Here is a 19,339-nt window from a genome sequence, read left to right on the forward strand (position 1 = left end):
AATAAACCAATTCGGAATAGCTCTTATTTTTCCTGAATTTTGTTCCAGATTACCAGACCTAGATTATTCTATGTCTAAGAATAATACAAATCCGAAATACCTTACAAAGTCTAAAAATTCTTTTTTTGAAAATCTAATAGTAAAACAACAGTTTTTAAACAGACCCAATGCCACTTTTGAGTGGGATGAGCTGCTTGCCGAAAAGGAGACTCTAAAAAAAATAAAAAGAGATCCAAACCATCTTGAATTCTTCGCCTACATTGAATCTCGATTTGCTTATGACCATGCCAAACTTTTTGATGTCAAATTAAGAGAAAAACATTCAAGTACCGAAGAACACTTAAAGGTTCGAGAAACCTTACAATATTTTATTAGAGAAGGCATCAGCAAGCATGCTTCTCAAGATGTGCAAATTCATGCTTTTCGCCGATGGATTGATACCGCAACCCGGTTAAGGCAAAGGCATAATTATGAGGGCTATTTTTTAGTACGTGATACCTTAATAGAAATGGATAAAGAGTATCAATTAACAAAAGATAAGGCATTTAGGCCCTATCTCAAAAGGTACCATCAACTAGTACACGTCGATGCGACACTCATTGATGAGCAATTAAGAGCAGATTATAGCAAAATTCCACTAAGCGATTTTGCAAACCCTGAGGGCTTTTCCAAGAAACCAAAGGCAAGCGCAAACCTTAAAACATTTTTAGCCGGTAGAGACTACTTAGAAGATGAGCTGAAAAGGAATATTATGGAAGCTCAAGGAAAGGCGCGCATTAAGGCTTTTTGTCGCTGGATTGATATCGCCGTTGAACTAAGGAACAAGCATAATTATGAAGGATATGTTTTGGTGATTATGAATTTGAGCTTGATAGATCAAATAACTACAAACAAAGATTTCCCTAAATCCTATTTGCAAACCTATGCTCGACTTCTTAACCATGCCGATCCCTCCATCAACTTTTTAAAACTTAGAGAGTTATGGAATAAAGATAAATCTCCCAATAAATTAAAAGCTACATTTTACTGGTCTAAAGAATTAACGAATCTTAATGAAAAGATTGAGATAACATGCAATCCCGGTGCGCAATTATCTATGCGACAAGAAAAAAATAGAAAACTTGCGGAGATCGATAGAGAACAGCGAAGTTTTAGGGATAGAGCAATGACTTATTCAACCAACATACCAGACCATTTGGAAGTTCAATTTGCAATGATGCAAGAAGAATACAACGATGGCCCAAAAGAACAAGCAGCCTCGCAAAGCAATACGCCCGTAGTTTAGTAAGCAATAGCCTGGTTGCTTGCAACCAGGACACCTTAATCTCTAAACTCAAGTAGCTAGGGCCTTGGCTCAACACATACGTTATCAGATTGTTTCAATAACGCTTTTATGTAATTAAAAATGACTATGAAATAAACCGCTCGAGAACCATGAGTTTTGCTAAAAGGACCGCCGCAAATTGATTGACGAGTACTAACCATGCATCACATAATTCCATGGGCTCCATCGCTTGCAAATGTATTTTTTTGCAGCGAATTTGATCGAAAAGGAAAGGAAGCATCAATTTGTTTGTGAGTTATTTCGATGGCAAATACTAAATAAGTTTAACCAGAGAACTTTGGACTCTCAAGCAACAATCAACACGGAATCATTTAACGGAGGTTAAATAGTTATGAAAAAGTTTCTTGATATTAGGCACATTGGACATCCTAATGTAGCAACAGTTATCAACTTTGGTAAGAAAAGATCGATCCCTCAAATGATGATAAAGCCAGCTCGGTATACTTTGTCCAAACCATACCGTTTGCTCACTATGTAAAAAATCGAATTATCGACGCAATTACTGCAAATTAACGTGACGAAAGTTGCTGATGTCTAGGCCAGTTTCTCTAGTTTTATATTGTTCTGCTTACACTGAGCACACAATCCCTTAACTTCTACAGTGCAATTGATAATTGAAAACTGAATTGAGTTTGCAAATTCTGTAACGGATGTGAAGTCAACGATGCATTCTAATTCTTTGACGAAATCACATTGACTGCAAATAAGAAATTGGGCTTGTCCTACATGATGTCCATGCAAACAAGCAACATAAGATTTAAGACTATCAATACAATGAATAAAACCCTCTTGATGCCAAAACTGAATAGCGCGATAAACTGTAGGCGGTTTTGGATTCTCAATTTGTTTGGATAATCTTTGCAGGATTTCATAAGCACCAAGAGGTTTTCTCTCTTCAACCAATATTTTGAGGACGCGCTCTCTTGGCTCCGTAAATCGATAACCATGTATTACACAGTGCTTATAAGCCTTGTCCAGCAAATTGTATTTCATTAATCATTTTTAAGTTTAAATACGCTGATATTCCATTGTACCACAGTCCTTATTTTACAGAAAAATAATCAAATCACTTTCTTGAGTAATCTACAAAAATTCTTTTGGTTTAAAAATCACTAAATGTGTCTTGTTCTTTGGCAACAGAATGTTACAATGTAACACTTTTAGGTATTAAGCAAAATGAACAGTCACCATCCTAGTGATTACGAACCGGATTTCTTTGCTTAGCCAGATTTTTCTATCGTTAGGTTGCAACGTTACTGTAATGGTCATGATATGTATGAAATTAATATTGACGCACAACTGATTAAATTAAGCAGGCGCTCTGCCAGCAGGTTTTTGCAAAAAATAGGTAGTTGCCTCTCATTCACCTCTATATATCCAGTAAACGGAGGAAGCAATGCATCTTAATTATTATAGATTCCATCTTGCCGGTGACCCAGAACTTTTCGCTGACCAACAAACGGCAGACAAAATCGAACAAATTTTGCAAGAGATAAATGACCTGCAGTTAGTGCGCACAGCAATCGATTTGACGCCCCCTAATCCCAGCATCAGTTTGTTATGTAAATCCTCAGATACTGAAGCCATCGCAACGAAAGTAAATCAGCGCCTATGGGAAGAGAAGATCGCATTTGCCGAATTGATAGAGACAGAAGTAATTGAATATAAAGCAGAAAATGGGCATGCAGATCATGTTTCTTCCTCCACCCCAGAACATTCTGCACATGGTAAAAAGAAACGAAAAAAACGTCTTGCTCACGCCTCCGCTCATGACCATGAGCATGACCACTCTCATGACCATGAGCATGACCACTCTCACGACCATGCGCATGGCCACTCTCACGACCATGAGCATGGCCACTCTCATGGCCATGAGAATCATTGGCTTAAAGCGGCATTAGGTTTGATTTGGGGAGTAGGTCTACTTGCTCTTTCCATTGCCAGTTTTAATATTCCACTGATTGCCTATTTACTTATCACCGGACTTACCACATTGATGACATTATATTTAGGATATAATGTATATAAATCAGCATGGTATTCATTGCTGGAAAAGAAATGGGATACCGCAGCTTTATACACCATTAGTACATTGACCATCGTCGCCGTGTCAATTGCAAGCATGTTTATTCCCGGACTACCGATGATGTTCGAAGCAGCACCATTGGTTTTGGGGTTTTGGCATTTAGGTGAAGGTATTGAACATACTTTAGTCGGTGAAATCCAGAAAAAATTAGATGTCCGTGACTGTTTGCCTCTCTCAGTCTTATTAAAGGGTAATCCCGATAGAGAAATTTCGGTCAAAAACTTAATCCCTAACGATAAGATAATCATTAAAAAAGGCGAGGTGATCCCTGTTGATGGCATATTAACGGAGAGAGCGCTTCTTTATACTACTCGCGTTGATGGTTCGCCTGATCTGAAAGAATTTAACCCCGGGGATGAGGTGCTTGCCGGCATGCGTTTAGCCGATCATCTTCCTTCCGTGGCAATGCGCGCTACCAAAACATATCAAAAATCTTATCTTTCATTAATCGCTGAGAATAATGCTAAAGCAAATAATGAAAAAGCACCAGTGGAACGATTTGCAAACACCATATTGAAATATTTTGTTCCTGGCCTCCTCCTAGTCGCTCTTGTTTCGGGTATTGTTATAGGTTCATTGTTTACCCCCGCGCTTGCTATTCAATGTGTCGTCTCAGTTCTTGTCAGTGCATGCCCCTGTGCTTTGAGCTTGATTACGCCCTTGGCAGTTAAAATCGGCATGAAAAAAGCATCTGAAAACGGAATTCATTTTAATAATGGCAAGGCCTTACAAGCAGCTGCAGATATAGATGCTACCGCTTTTGATTTAAATGGCACCCTGACTCAAGGGAAAATTGTGGTGCAAGCAGTAAATGTCCAGAAAAAGTATTTGCCGTATCTCGCATTATTAGAAAGTCAATCCGACCATCCGTCAGCAAAAAAGATTAAGTCTCATATAATAAATCGTCTAGGTATTGTTATCGACGAGCAGTTAAAAATAGACCGTGACTCCATTGACCGCCATCATGCGGGCATAAAAGCCGAAATTAATGGTGAGACATTCATGGTAGGCAATAAAAATATGCTCTTGGAGCACGGAGTTACAGTTTTTAATAAGCCTTATGATGACCCTAGAAAGGGTAACATTTATATGGTGCGCAGAACAAAAGTACACGATAAAGAAGAAACTGAAGTAATAGGACAAATTGACTTATTTGACCCTCTCCGTGAAGATGCTTTTGCTACCGTGGCGCAATTAAAAGAGCTCGGTATAGCAATATATATTATAACAGGAGCAGATCAAGATACAGCAGAAAGATATGCTGAGTTACTGGGTATTTCTCCAAAGAATATTTTTGCCAATACAGTTGGGGCTGTTACTAAAAAAGGGTGTGACCTTCATTTGCTGTCCGAATTACCCAAAAGGCCTGCACAATACAAAAACAGCTATGTATTTATCAAAAAGAACGATACTCAGGAACTGTATTATGTTAATCCCAATAGGGAATATGAAAAAGTAAAAATTTTAGATTTCGATTTATTTGAAGAAAAAATAAACACCATTAAAAATAAGGATGAGGCCACATTACATCTCAGTAAGAAGCAAATTAAAGAAATTATAACAGCAAACGGAAGCCACACCCCTAAAAAATGGCAAATATCTAAAGCAAGTTGCATTAAAAGAATACAAAGAAAAGGCCATAAAGTGGCGATGGTAGGTGATGCCGCGAATGATGACACCGCCATTGCCACCGCGGATGTCGGTATTGCGGTTAAATCAAATATTGGCGACACCGCTACCCAGCAAAATGCAGGCATAGTACTTCAGCAAGGCTTATTATTTCCTATCGCTACTGCATTTGATATCGCTGCAAAAGCAAAACAAAATATTGCTCAAAACCTGTTCGTAAGCTTAACTTATAATTCAGTCATTACTCTAGTGGCTGCCGGGTTGTTTGTTGCCATAGGTTTTGCACTGAATCCCGTGATTGGTGTTGCCTTAATGGTGCTTGAATCTGCTATTGTTTTATCCAATTTATACCTGTTTAAACAACAGGACGTGGTGTTGGCAGAACGGAAAACGCCCTCACCTGCTGATGAAGTTGCTGGAGATACAACCACCAATATGTTGCATTCCTTAGGCCATAGTTTTCAACCTAAAGCAGAAGTTACAGAAACACAAACAGCTGGCTCTTATGTTAAAAGTTTATTTGCTGGAGAACCTCAGTATTCTCCGGATAAAGATACACCTGAGTATGCATCATCATGTATCATGCAATAAAATTGAGGATATTGAAACATTGTAATTTACAATGAAGTCCTCGACTAAATAGGGCCACTGGTTGGCTCATTATTATCAGCGGGCCAAGACTTCTTTTCATTTTCAGCCCTATTCATGTCCACTTTCCAAAAAAGTAATCTTCGGTCTATAGACTCATCCAGGCACTGATTCTCAGTAAACTCCTCCCAAACCAAGGAACATGGGTCCTCGAGTTTATAGTCCGCTAAATTGGTTCCTGGAAGTAATTTATTTTTAAATCGCTCCCCATATAAAACGCACTCATAAACAGAAATAAATTTTTGATACTCCAGAAAAGTAAAATGCGCATAATGTTTACTTCGATGCTCATAAAGGATACACAATAAATCGTGCACTGTAGTTGATGATTCCAGGTCCAGGCTTATTGATTCCGCACTATTTTTTTTATTCATTATAAGTTTCATTGAAGTCCATTTCTCAAATGATCCTTATCCATTAATATATTTTAAATCGCGAAAAATCAATAGAACCTGGCTGTACTTCATATGGTCACATCTCGCACATGTCTACATGTGTATCAGGCCACACGCCACATTGAACTTGCCCGATATGCTTTTTTTGCAACATCAGCATCACCAAACGAGATTGGCCTATTCCCCCACCAATGGTTTGCGGCAAAGCACCCGAAATCAAGCGCTGATGCCAATCAAAATCCAAACGTTGTTGGTAGCCTGTTAATGCCAGTTGATATTTCAATATGACTTCATTGACGCGAATACCCATAGAGGAAATTTCAAAAACATCTTCGAGCACGGGATTCCAGACTAAAATATCACCGTTTAACCCGGTAAATCCTACTTCATTGACTGAACTCCAATCGTCATAATCTGGAGCACGTAAATCATGTGGTTTGCCATTGGATAGCGAGCCACCGATTCCAATTAAGAAAACAGCACCATACTTTTTAGTGATGGCCCGCTCCCTATCTTTAGGCGATAGATGAGGATATAAAGCGAGTAATTCTTCTGTATACATAAAATGAATATATGGTGGCAAAAATGGCGTTAAACCATAAAGCTCGCTCACCATTTTTTCCGTTTTTTTTATGGCATCAAAGAGTTCAATGACCGTTTTCTTTAAATAACTCAAACTACGGTCTTTATTGTCAATGACACGCTCCCAATCCCATTGATCCACAAAAACAGAATGTGTCGCACTTAATACCTCCTCATCAGGTCTTAACGCAATCATATGCGTATAAATGCCTTCCCCGGATTGAAAAGCAAATTCTCCGAGTAGCTTTCTCTTCCATTTTGCTAAGGAATGTACGATCTCAAAAGTACGATCTGGGATGGCTTTTACCTTAACTGAGACTGCTTGTTCTATGCCGGACAAATTATCTTGTACGCCATCGCCAACGCAAGCCAATAACGGTGCTTGTACTTCAATGAGACCTAATCTTTGTTCTAATTCTCGAGAGAAAAAAGATTTAACTAAACTAATTTGTTTTTGTTTTTCAATAAATGCCTGCTTCATTATACTACCCCACAATAAATTGATTTAATATTATATTGAATTTTTCGAGTATTTTTATTGTAAAAATAAAATAAACATGGATAAAAAACATAATATTTAATAAAATATCAATTTTATTAAATACTATTTAAAAATAGCTTATGAAAGACCTAGAAAATTATCAAATCGATGATCTTGACAAAAAAATACTCCAGACATTAATAAAAAATGCGCGTACCGCTTATGCGGAATTAGCTAAGGCTTATGCGGTAAGCCCGGCAACGATCCATGTACGCGTCGAGAAAATGCGACAAGCAGGTATTATTGAAGGGGTACATGTACACATTAACCCCAAACGATTAGGCTATGATGTCTGTTGTTTTATTGGAATTACCCTGAATCATGCGAAAGACTACCAAGCCGTTCTAAAAAAACTGGAAGATCTAGAAGAGGTTATTGAGGCTTATTACACTATTGGGCATCATTTTAATATCTTTATTAAAGTCATGTGCCAATCAATAGATGCCTTACAGCAACTATTAGTAAATAAAATCCAGCTTATCGAAGAAATACAATCAACAGAGACTCTTATCTCCCTACAAAATCCAATCATGCGTTCCGTAACGCCCTAATCGTTCACGCCCCCGCCATCTACAAAAAAAGCTAAATAAACGTAAATGCGATGAATGCTTCAATGGCTGCCGCCAAAAAACAAAACGAAGCAGCACAACAGCAAATATTACAAACCGAAATTAATGCAATGCCTGTTGATAACTCCAACCAATGGTAGTACTTAGCCTGGGTGAATCGTGAAACTCGGGAGTTGGTTCTTCACCCAGACTACCTTTAAGTTGGCATGAGTACGTGTGCACCTAAAGTTTTGGGCTGCTGCTCGATTCCGATAATGTTGGCTCGACAAAGTTCTTCATTAACTCATCAAGAGCTTTTTTTTGCTCCCTAAATTCCGCTAATTGTTTTTTCATCTCATTTACCATTTCAGAACTTTGTTCTAAAAGTTGATCACATTGACTGATTCGAGCGTTAATTTTGACACTGTCAGGAAAATCCTTTTTTAACTGAGACAAAGAAATTATTTCTTTTCTCAATTGGAGCATAATTTCAAGCATTTTTTTCTGTGCTTGAGCCGTTTGTTGAATTAATTCTTCCCATTTATTTTGCTGCTCTAGCAGCTCATCGATTTTATCCATTGCCATTGTTTTTCTCATATAAATTTGGCTACAATTGGAAGATTATATCATTAACCTCAAAGCATATGTCTTCTCAACCTGATTTTTGAGTCAGTATTTGTGATGGTTGTGCATCATCGTTCTTAATTCCATTGACTCTCTCTTTAAATTTCTGCGTGAGTTTTTCCATTTGCAAATGCATTTGTCTCATCCGCACTTCAGTTTCTGCAGTTAAGGTTGCACCAGTACTCTTAATTTTTGCCAGCTCTTGTTGTAACTTTTCCAACTCTTTACCTAGGGTAAACTCGCCTAACTCTGGTTCTTGGGCATGTGGCATATTCAGTTTTTGCAGCTCTTGATCATTACAATACATTTCTCCAGTATTCATATTAATTTCGTAATTCATTTGTGCAGGAACACCATCGATAATCATTTCAACCGATAATTTAAAACCTTCAGCCTGATAGCGCTCGCTTCTTGCAAGAGTAATTGACTGGAACACAACCTGCGTATCATCAGGAGACTTTTCAACAATAGAGCGTTCTAAGTAGTACAATAGCTCTCTGTAAGTGTCCGCTTGATTGACTTTCAGAAATAACGGTGACTTGATTCCTTGATTAATCAAAGAGTGATCATCACTTAATTTGAACGTGACACTTCTATCTCGATAATTAAATTTGCCATTGGCAGGAAGATTTAATTCCGGTGAAATATCCCTATTCATTATGCGTTCGAAATGTGCTGCAGCAGCTTCCGAAGCCGCTTGATATACTTGTATAGAACGTCCTTCATTGAGAGAACTATTTTTATCGCATTGAGCAAAATAGCGCACCATTTGTAATTTCGTTTGTTGGCAATAGGATTGAAAGGCATCCCAGTTATCCTTCTTGACCCCTTTAGGTTTATCCATGTATGCAACGTTGCTAAAAAATACAGAGAACGTCTGGTATTTTTCTTGTGGTGTTGCTGCTTTTTTATCAAGAATACCAGCAGTTATTTCTTCACTCTTAATACCTAAGAGAGCAGCCTGCTGTAAAACAAGCTTGACATTATCAAACGTATTATCGGTATTAGTATCCAGATCTTCTGGAGCCATTGCCGCCTGAACTTTAAGCTCCAGTTCATTCAGGTATTGATACAAACGACCATGAACACTGCTTTTCAATGAACGAGAATGTGTTACATCATGCTCCAGCAATCTTTTTCGGGCTTCAGCAATATGCTCTAAAATTTGTTGCGGACTTTGATTTTCTTTTTGTAATTTTTTAAGCAACTTGGTAACCACCTCTTTGCGATCAAGACTCACATAACCTCGAGACCACCAATTGTCTCGATAAGCAGTTAACCAATTTACAGCTTGCGTTTGTATGCCTGGAGCTTTATCACCTCCACGCCACCATGTGGCAAAATCATCTTTCTTCCATTGGTGAGCCTCTTTGGGCAATAGCCTACGTCCTTCAGCCATAAGCGTACTTAAATACTTCACTTTTTGAGATTCATGTTCACTGCGATGATGAGTCAATATGTTAAAATGTCCCTTCCGTGCTTGAATCACAGCGCCAAGCAATTTCTTATCCTGGCTCCATAGCATTTGCTTTTCAAAACGTTGACACTCCTGACTAAGACGTACATACGCAACGGGATTCCCATCACGATGAGCTTGGTACCTTAAATAAAGTAATGCCCCCATGATTTCCTTGACATTCTTTTCAGTAAAATCTCCGACAGCTATGTCAAATTTGCCCCTTAATTTTTGGCGATGGGCCTGAGAACTTAACCATTCGATTTTCTTGGTAATGTAAGCTTGGGTGGCCTCGGTTCTTGCTTGAGCTACTGCTTCTCCCATCATACTGAATTTAGAAGCAGCCATAAAATCACTATAAACTGCCGCCTCGGGTACTGATGGGTCCACTTTGCCATATTGTTGTCTTCTTTTTACATAGAACCGCTCTAGGCGAGGTTTTTGGGCTCTAACCGTTTCGAGCAACTCCAGGGAATCCAGCGGTTTTATCTCAGGGAGCTTTAGAGACGTCAGTTTATTGTATTCCGCCCAACCCTTTATATCAGCTCGCAAAGCCCCATTGTCTTTAGCAAGTTCATTCCATTGCGCACATGCAAATTTTGCGATCTCTTCCAACTGCTGACTCATGTTTCCCTTTAAGTTAGGATCATGTTGTAACTCTTCCCAGCGGTCATCAATGCGGCTTAATACAAGATTCCATTGTTTGGTTAATTTCTCACGGATTGCTTTTTTGGGAACATTTTCAGCAGTTGCATTAAGCACTTGAATGTATTTGAAAAACTCTTGATAAATAATGTCTTTCACATCATCGAATGATTCTCGCAATTGCCGTTCGACAACACGTTTTTCATTACGTACTCGGTTTAATTCGTAAATGGCTTGATCAAGACCTTCTATGGTCTCTGGAATTTTGCGCATTTGCTTGGGCGTGTAAATATCCGAAAACTCACTACGTCGAACAATTAAACGGGTAAAGCCTTGCTGACCAGCACGCCCAGAACGACCAATTTTTTGCCGTTTGGAGCGCTCTAGGTCTTCGGAAGAATAAGGATTGGTATCAACAAACGTATCTATCGTATACAAGCCATTGTCATGTGTTGGTTTTATGTCAGTTCCCCGACCAAACACCGTAGAAATGGTAATCATTCCATCTTGACCTGCCTTATCTTTTATAGCTATTTCTTCTGCATTTCGCGCTGCTGGCGTAGATTGTTCGCTGCTGTAAAAGCGTTGAATACCTTGAGATACACCTTGAAATTTAGACTTATATTTCTTTGGATCTTTTTCAATAGCCTTTTTCAGGGCATCATAAATTTTCTCCCCTTGTTCTTTATCCGCACAATGGATCAACATTGGCCCGGCGAGTCCTTTCTCTTGGCTTTTTAAATAATGAAGCGTTTCCTTAACAATACGATTAATATGATCGCGACTTTCTGCCTCTGGATCGGTTACATACTTTGGATTTGTCAGAATCGGTTGTAAATCCTCACGGTTGGATTCATCGAAGGGTGGTATATCCACAAAGCGAAAACCATATTTCGCATGTTGCTCTTTAAGCTCTTCTCTTGAACCGACGGTTCCGCTCATCCCCAAACGCTGTTTATAAGTATTGAACAAGATTTTACTATTCAGGGTGGTAATATAAGTTTTTTCAGGCTCAACCAGAAAATCAGGCATTTTTCCTGCATCAATTTCACTACGGTATTTTTGACGTAGGCGCACATGCAAAAATTGCTGAATTGCATCACTGAATTCTGCTTGAATATTAGGTCGTCCACCCGCTAGAATGCACGCCTTGGAAACTGAGCCATATTTTTTATGTTCTAAAGGAATTACTCGGAAGCGAACCTGCTCCATTTCAACCAGCTGATTGGTCTTGCCTGCTGCAACCAACCAAGTTTCCAAGCGTTTCTTATAAACCTCTGGCTGCTCTTCCAGAACTCTGAGCTGTTCCTTTTCTTCTTTAGTTTTAGCGGTGTTTCTTAACCAGCTTTTTGCTTGTGCCAAAAACTCTTCATCGCTTTTGGGTGCCTTCTGAGAGTCAACAAATTGCACCAATGACTCGTAAATCCATGTATACGGACTTTTATAGGGATCGGTTACCGGATCAAGGGAGGTTGCATAACGATAGCGAGTACTATCATCCAAAGTTGAAAAGTCAACTTCATCGGCAATTAAAGTACAATTTTCTGGGAATACTTTACCCAACAGCTGCATTTTGGAGCGATGCAACGCCAATTCTGACATGCTGGAATAATGAATTGCTCCTTCTTCATATTCATCCTTTCCGGAGTTTGCATGAATAAGTTTGGCCTTCATCCCCAAGTATTCGAAAAAGCCATGATTTTCCTCTAATCCTTCGTTCGCCAAAAACAAGCTGCTTGTGCAAATATCAACAGTTTTTCCTTCTACATTTGCCATTGCCGCAGCCAAACCTGCCGTCATTGACTTGCCTTGGCCTGTTTGAATTTGCGCGACAAAATCCTGACCACTCTGCATTGCAGTCAATAAATAAAGAATTTGGGTGGGCCTTGGGAATTTACCAGTGCCGCGGTACATTGCTTCACGCAATAGGGCAATGGTTTCAAGGCGTATCTTAAGGCGAGCTTCTTCAGAGAGGGAAGTCGTGTCTTTTAACTGAACACGGTAATGTTTGAGTAAGCCTTGTATTTCCTCATGGGACATCTCTTTAACAGGCTTACTCGCGCCACCTTCGGGAGTCCATGGCTGAGTTGGAATTCCCCGATTGTTACCAATGGCATTAATATATAAAAACCACCGCTGTAGCTCTTCCCGTTGTGAGAGCAGCAACGGGCGCTCGTAATTCAGGTCCTGCAGATTATCGAGATACTTGGCAAGCTGATTGGCAATAAACTGGGAGTGGCCTCGCTTTGATGTTTCTTTAAGAACAAGGCTGCACACCTCATGCATTGTACATGGGGATGGCCTCGCAGCGGGCTGGTCAAAATTTTTATTTTTAAGTACAGCCTTGATCGCCTGGTCATCTAAATAATGATTTTTATTGTCTTGCGTCTTGTAATAAAATCTTTCAGTTGCGTCTTTATATAGATACAGGTGATTTTTATCTGATTTCTTGATGTTCAAATTACCTGACATCAAAAAGAGGTCACACCCATAAAAATTCCTATGCATGTTCTTAGTTTTCAGCCAGTAATCACGATCATAATCTGCCTGCAAAGTTTCCAAGACCTTCGCATTCAGAGGTGTGAGTGGATCAGAAAGCAGAACATTTAAAGAGGACAACTCAGGATGTTTGGGCGAGCGATACAATGCATCCAGCTGCTTCAGAATTTCTGGGTCAAGCTTGTTTAGATTGATTATTACCTGACGAAGCAGGTCACCTTGATAGGTCTCAGGATTTTGTTGCGCGGCTTTCAAGGCAATAGCCAATACCAGCGAACGTTTTGGTTTATCAGCTATCTTACCAAGCTCCGTGATGACCGATAAAAAATCCCTTCCTCTTTCCTTGTCTTCGGTAAAAAAGCCCACAGTTTTTGCATTCAGTTCAGCTATCGTCAGCTCATTAAGAACCTTAAAGGCATCGTCTATATCGGTTAGATTTTTGGCTTCGACTTTTGCAAATCCAGAAAGAAGTTTCATCCGGGCAGCAAATAAATCACCGTCAGCTGCTTGATAAGCTAATATTTTCTTTATATATTCTGGAGCAGTTCGCGGATCGACGGCAGCGTCACAATAGCGAAGGGCCAATTCGCAAAGCAATTTTTTTTCAGTATTTTTTAAAAGACTCGTCTTTTCTTTATCTAAAGCTTCATCAACAATACCTTTTAATGCTTCTATGCTCTTCGGATTAACGTCCTTAACCGCCAGGAATTGATACAGCAGATCGCTGGGGAAAGGAGTGTTTTTATCAAAATTTGTTACCAATGCACTGGTTATATGAGCAAGCAAAGGTAAAGGATAGGCGTTAAGATTCGGGCTGTTATCTAATGCATCAAGAACATTGCCGAAATCAATAGGCCATGCTTTATTCATAATTTGCAAGTTACCCAAGAATTGGTTAAGGGATTGCAACTCTCCTGCATATCCCTTACAAAACCGCTCAAAATCATCCTCTTTTTTAATTGGATGATTCATTTTATTGTTAAGGATTTTAGCTAAGCGCCCCTTAGCCACATTATCTTTTATGCCGATACGCTCTTGACCATCACTCACCACACCATCATAAACTTTGAGCATCACGCCTTTAATTTTTCCCTGGACAATCCCTCCAAGAAGTCCAGTCATATCAGCAATATTTTCCAGGCCATCTAATAATCTTCTTGTGCCTTCAGGAGTAGCAAGACCGTCAAAAAATCCTTCGCCAAGCTTGGCATCAATTTGAGTTTTGTAATCGACTAACTCCGCTCTAATCTCAGCCATATATTTGGTAATAATCATATGTAAATTACCCGCGGGCTCGACTGGGGAGGCAGTCACCTTTTCCATTTGTATCACGCAGGATTCCGGCAAGTTGCTTTTTACAGTGCGTTCAAGAGTGTTATAGTCTGGTTTAGCATGTTCAGCTATTCCTTGGATAAGTGTGGTGAGCTCTTTGAGTGATGGTAAATCCTTTGACTTCTCCACATCAATATTGCCAAGCAATTCGAGTAAATCATTTGTTGTTTGGGCTCCATGAGCCTTGAAGCATTTCTCCACTTCCGCATATAAGGCTTTAGCCGTTACCAGCGCGTTAGACTCATCTACGCCTGTTGAATTACAGACCGCCAGCAGTTTTGCTGTAGCAGACCTTATTTTAGGTTCCAGGTCTACTTCTGCTTTGACTTCTCGCATACTATTGAAAGGAACATTTAGTCCTTCGAGTTGATAAACAATATCTATAAAATTCTTGGCACCCAGGTTTTGCTTATTCTTGCTTAATATCATCAAAGCTTCGAGAAAGTTTTCTGCGGATTTTGTGCCCTCTTGGCTCATTAGAGTATTATATTTACTCATGATGCTTTGCACCCTTTTAATGCAAATCCTTGGCATACCGGTAGTAAAAACCAGTCTGGAAATATCTATTATCTCCGCAATAGTAGGACGAATAGATTGCGCCAGTAATGAGCGCCAAGAAGAGAGCACTTTTTCCATCTCCCCAGATTCATCAGAAGGGCATTGGCCAACCCAATCTATAAGGCGCGTTATTTCATCTTGAGTGAAACATTTACCTCGTTTTCCAACTCCAAAACCTGCGACTATAATTATCAAATCCTCCTGTTTCTTACCTTCATCCTCCTTACTTTCTACTTTTAAGATCTTGTTGAATGCCTCATGGTATTCGCTTAGTGGGGCACGATGATTAAAAGTTGCGATATAACGTAGAAACAGCGACTTTCTTTTTTCATTTGAATCGACAGCATAGTCAGCAAAATTTCCTCCAAATTTAGTTTTATCGTTTCGGAAACAAAAACCTTTTAGTGCAAACACCATATTTGCTTTTGCTCTTTTTTCAGGTGTAGGAGCCTTATGATAACTATTTTCTAAATCCAGCATCATCTCAGCAGTCACTAATTTATACCCTTCATAACGTGATGCATAAAAAGGTCCTAGTGGTGCGAGAGACAATCCCTGTAATCCCTGGTAAAATTGCTCATCCACATCCAAGGCATTGGGTAAAATAGTAGTTAACAAACGATCCAGGGCCACCCGCATATCGGCGACCTCCGTTAGAGGACAATACTCAGTCAGTGCAAGTCCAGGACTAACCTCGTCCAGTTGACCGCAAAAATAGAGAAACCCATCGGTCAATTCCGCCAAATTCGCCCAACGTTTGCCCGGAGCTTGTAGTACGGTGAAATCACTTTGGTCGGATTCGGGCTCATACAAAAGATTGCTGGAATGTTGCTCTGTTAATGAAACCCACCACGCGGCCTGTGCGGATGACAAAGTTAACAACTTCTGCATCGCAGCACGGGCGCTGTCCGTCGTCAATTCGTTAAGATTTTTTGAGGGATCGATAAAACACGTCTTAAAACTTGCAAAAAACTTCTCTCCTTTGATTGTCTTAATCTGATTCAAGTCCTCTAACAGGTTAGATAAACCTTTCGGACCTTGCTCATAAAGCACTTCGCTTATTGCTTTGATATTAGATGACGTCAGTTTCGCGCCAAAAATGTTTTCAATTTGTCTCTGGATGGTGCTGGCCTCTTCTTTGCTGACCATCGCAGCAATGAAACCATTTAAAATTTTGACTCGTTGTGAATCGTTTAGAGTGATATCTTTGTTTTCTACAGTGAAAGTATCACTTTTTAAAAAGAAAAATTGACTGATGCAGGCATCCAAAGTAGGTCGTTGTTTCTTCATAGGTTCTATGACACTTTTATAGAGACTTTCAGCCTGTTCACGAGTCATAAACTGTAAGGCATTACCAGACCATTGATTAGGAGCCATTGGTTTGCTGAAGCGAATCGTCAGTGGCGATTCATTAGGATTGACTGCTGGATTAAACGCGGTATAGGCAAGCACCAGCTCCCCATCCTTCTGTTGCTGCAGCGAAAATCCTCGGGGTAAGTTATCTGGATGCAGTCCATACTGTACATCTTGCAAGTTTTCAATCAAAACTTTGGCGGCAGAAACTGTCATATTCTTAATGCCGTACTTAAATAAATCGGCATTGGCTCCAGTAATCAAATCCCAACATTGATCAGGAGTTAAATGCGGATGACGCTGCGCAATAAAAAATGCCAGGCGTGCAATTGTTACTCGATTGATTAAATCCTCAGTGCCCGCATAGGGGAGAAACGGTTCTCCTGGAAGCTCTTCTTCTTCCGGAAGCTCCTCATCATCGAGCGCCGTTTGTAGTTGCTGTTGGACTTGTTGTTGCTGTTGTTCCTGAATCTGAACTTCAGTATCCAATCCTGCCAACCCTTCTGTTTTCAGAATGGCTTTACCAACTTTACCAAGAACAACCGCTTCTGTTGTTTTAGCCTTTAGAGCGTGATGGCTAGGGCTCGCAGTAGAAGCCAATCCTAGGCGTCGGTTAGATAATGCAGCATTCTCCAGCTCCTGCAATTTTGCCTGCAGAGTAGGGCTAATGGTACCCTTTGCTGCCTTAAAAGAAAGAACTGTTGGATATTTTTTCTCTCGTATATGAGTAATTAAGGTGTCTATAGTTTGTTCCGGAAACTTTGCCAGAGAGTCGGTATTAATTTGCAATTTTTCAAGCCCTGGCGCTTTCATCGCTGCCAGAATTGCAGTTAGCTCTTGATTCAGTGTTTCATGATTCGCTGCCAAATTGGGTATGTCAAAATTGAATTGTTTAAAAGGAATGTAGGGCTCTTCAGATTGTAAATGTGCTCTTAAAGCAACCAAAAAGCTAAGACCGTCCTCTATACGTATAGGCTCTTCATGCTGAGGATTGACCTGAGTCATATCGAATTCTTTGAACGGAAAGCCACTATCTTCGCAGCGATCTTCATGAGTCGCCATGTACTGTAACAGTTTGGCAAATCCTGTCGCCCCCATGGCAGCTACAGCTTTAGCATTACTTTCGTAGTAGTGGTTCATCCATTCAAATCGCTCTCCAGTCGGAAAATCAGCAGGCGTAAACAGGATGTGTTCAAACAAAGAATCCCAGGGGTCGCTTCCTTCAGGCACAACAATCGTTCTGCCATCAATTAGCGTATTGCGTGCATTGATGAGTTCTAGATATTTCGTTAATTTGGGTTCGTCAGAAGTTAACTTAATTCGGAGTGGCAAATTATCAATTTTTTCATGCAAAAGTTGCTGCCCTATTTTATCAGTTCCAGAGAGCTTCAATGTTTCTAAATCCATGTTTTTTGCAACTTGCTCAAAAATAACTCGTAACACCAAATTGGGATCCGCCACTTTTACTGCTACAACATCAAGAATACTTTGTAAGTTTAATTCAAGCGGCTCATCCTCAGATGTAGCGAGACTCTTAATAACCTCCATGTCACGTAAAACATTAATTTTTTTATTTTGTTCTACTAGCTTTTCTAACTCTTTCAATTGTTCGTCGTTGAGTTTTCCTTGTTTTCCTTCTTTCTTCACTTTTGGTTGCGAGAAAGTGAGCAATTGTCCTTCAACCAGTGCAGGCTTTACAACAAACACACCCCCGCTCGCTGCTTCAAAAACACTTGCAGGTAAGAAGTGTTGCAGTACTTCTTTTGTTTCATTTGAAATAGATTGATTTCCCAACAAAGAACGATACACGAAGTTACGAAGACTGGTAGCGTCCGCACAATCCAGGAATTTTTGATAGTCTTCTTTATCCCCGACCTTGATCACATTCTTCTGAATCAGATCGGCGAGAATCCCTTTTAACGCGCGATACCCACATGTGAATCCATCTCTTTGCTCACCTGAGCCACTTATATTAATCGTTGGATTATCACACTCCGGAAAAGCTTTATAAACTTTTAATGGTTCATCCCTTGAGTATCCGCCAAGCTCTGTCCGATACTGTATCGCTTGATTAAGGACTTTTCTAATTTTTTCTTGGCTACTTTCATGTAAAAATAATTCATCATTGTAATCTACAGTAATCGTTGGTGGCGCAGTCCTAGGATCTACTGTAACCATCATGCGAGTCCAGTGAACTCCGCGAGAATCAAGGCGACTGTGACCATCTTCTCCAAGATTAACGATTAAAGGAATCACATAGGGTTCCTGGGGATCGTCAAGTTCATGCTTTTGCCTTTCAAAGTGCAGAGCTAACCCGATATCATCTACTTTGAAAGGAACAATATGAACCAGGCGCTCTAACCCCAGGAGGGCCAGCTCACGTCGAATGTCCAGATCGGAAAGCCATTCATCTCTTTTTAGCTGCCCCCCCAGAAATCTTTCAAAAATACCAGGATGCTCGCTCTTAGAGGGATCAAAACGAATATGAGTTGGGCGAGTACTTTGCCATCGCAACCAATCGGTTCCAGCGGCCAGAGGGTCAAAATCAATTGTATACTGATCACCCAATTCTCCTGGTTCCACTGTGTAACTCATATGTTTGATAAAAACATTGTAAAACGTTGCAAAATCATTGAGGCTTACTGCAAGGGTTTGATCATTCTGTATGGCCAATGGCGACAAAGGTAGATAATCACCATGTTCACTATCAAAACGCTTGAGCCCCTCTATTAAGGGTGTAGCATCTTTTATAGATACAGAAGGGGCTTTTTTTATAACATCATATAGTTTTTTTAACGAATTATTCGGTGAAGTACTGATATCAAGGCTACCGTTTACCAGAGACTCCCATTTGCTTTCCAAAGAGACGGTAGATTGCTTGCTAATGGTTTCCAGTTCTTCAACACTTATAGCCCCGTCTTTAACCGCTTTGGAAAGAGCTATCATATGGTTAATCAAAGTGGGGGTGCGAGATTCAGAACGGTGATCATCAAAAAAAGGCATCGGCATATCGAATTCAACAATTTATCTATCCTTATTATAAAAATAGCACAATTACCTGATTACAATATTAAGACAGGAGAAAATGGGCATGAAGA

The 19,339-nt window shown here is 39.9% G+C and carries 8 protein-coding genes; 3 read left to right on the forward strand and 5 right to left on the reverse strand.

The window, feature by feature from the left end:
* Window positions 1-1,285: RasGEF domain-containing protein (locus BGO44_RS02710; RefSeq protein WP_286822653.1), on the forward strand; the 1,285-nt coding region annotated here is incomplete at its 5' end.
* A 594-nt stretch (window positions 1,286-1,879) separates the two neighbouring features.
* Here BGO44_RS02710 and BGO44_RS02715 read toward each other — a convergent pair.
* Complete coding sequence (locus tag BGO44_RS02715) at window positions 1,880-2,338, reverse strand: Fur family transcriptional regulator (RefSeq protein WP_058511182.1); 459 nt, start codon at window positions 2,336-2,338, stop codon at window positions 1,880-1,882.
* 403 nt (window positions 2,339-2,741) lie between these two features.
* Between BGO44_RS02715 and BGO44_RS02720 the strand changes: the two genes are divergently transcribed.
* Complete coding sequence (locus tag BGO44_RS02720; RefSeq protein ID WP_273198175.1) at window positions 2,742-5,651, forward strand: heavy metal translocating P-type ATPase; 2,910 nt, start codon at window positions 2,742-2,744, stop codon at window positions 5,649-5,651.
* Between the two features lie 44 nt (window positions 5,652-5,695).
* Here the strand turns inward: BGO44_RS02720 and BGO44_RS02725 are convergent, their stop codons facing one another.
* The gene (locus BGO44_RS02725) at window positions 5,696-6,082 is read right to left on the reverse strand and encodes a hypothetical protein (RefSeq protein ID WP_272947121.1); all 387 of its coding nucleotides are present in this window, start codon (window positions 6,080-6,082) and stop codon (window positions 5,696-5,698) included.
* Between the two features lie 97 nt (window positions 6,083-6,179).
* Window positions 6,180-7,166: an aspartate--ammonia ligase gene (gene asnA / locus BGO44_RS02730; RefSeq protein WP_058511184.1), complete on the reverse strand. Its 987-nt coding sequence runs from the start codon at window positions 7,164-7,166 to the stop codon at window positions 6,180-6,182.
* 140 nt (window positions 7,167-7,306) lie between these two features.
* On the opposite strand from asnA, the gene asnC reads away from it, so the two are divergent.
* A complete protein-coding gene (asnC, locus tag BGO44_RS02735) occupies window positions 7,307-7,777 on the forward strand; it encodes a transcriptional regulator AsnC (protein ID WP_058511185.1) in 471 nt (156 codons plus the stop codon).
* A gap of 240 nt (window positions 7,778-8,017) precedes the next feature.
* Here asnC and BGO44_RS02740 read toward each other — a convergent pair whose 3' ends face one another.
* Window positions 8,018-8,359 (reverse strand): hypothetical protein, encoded by a 342-nt coding sequence (locus BGO44_RS02740; RefSeq protein WP_273198174.1) that lies wholly within the window; start codon window positions 8,357-8,359, stop codon window positions 8,018-8,020.
* A 67-nt stretch (window positions 8,360-8,426) separates the two neighbouring features.
* Entirely contained in the window at window positions 8,427-19,250 is a 10,824-nt protein-coding gene (locus BGO44_RS02745; RefSeq protein WP_273198173.1) for a preprotein translocase subunit SecA, read from the reverse strand.
* Window positions 19,251-19,339: the final 89 nt, after the last annotated feature.

Source organism: Legionella sp. 39-23 (assembly GCF_001897665.1).
GTDB classification, from domain to species: Bacteria; Pseudomonadota; Gammaproteobacteria; order Legionellales; family Legionellaceae; genus Legionella; species Legionella steelei.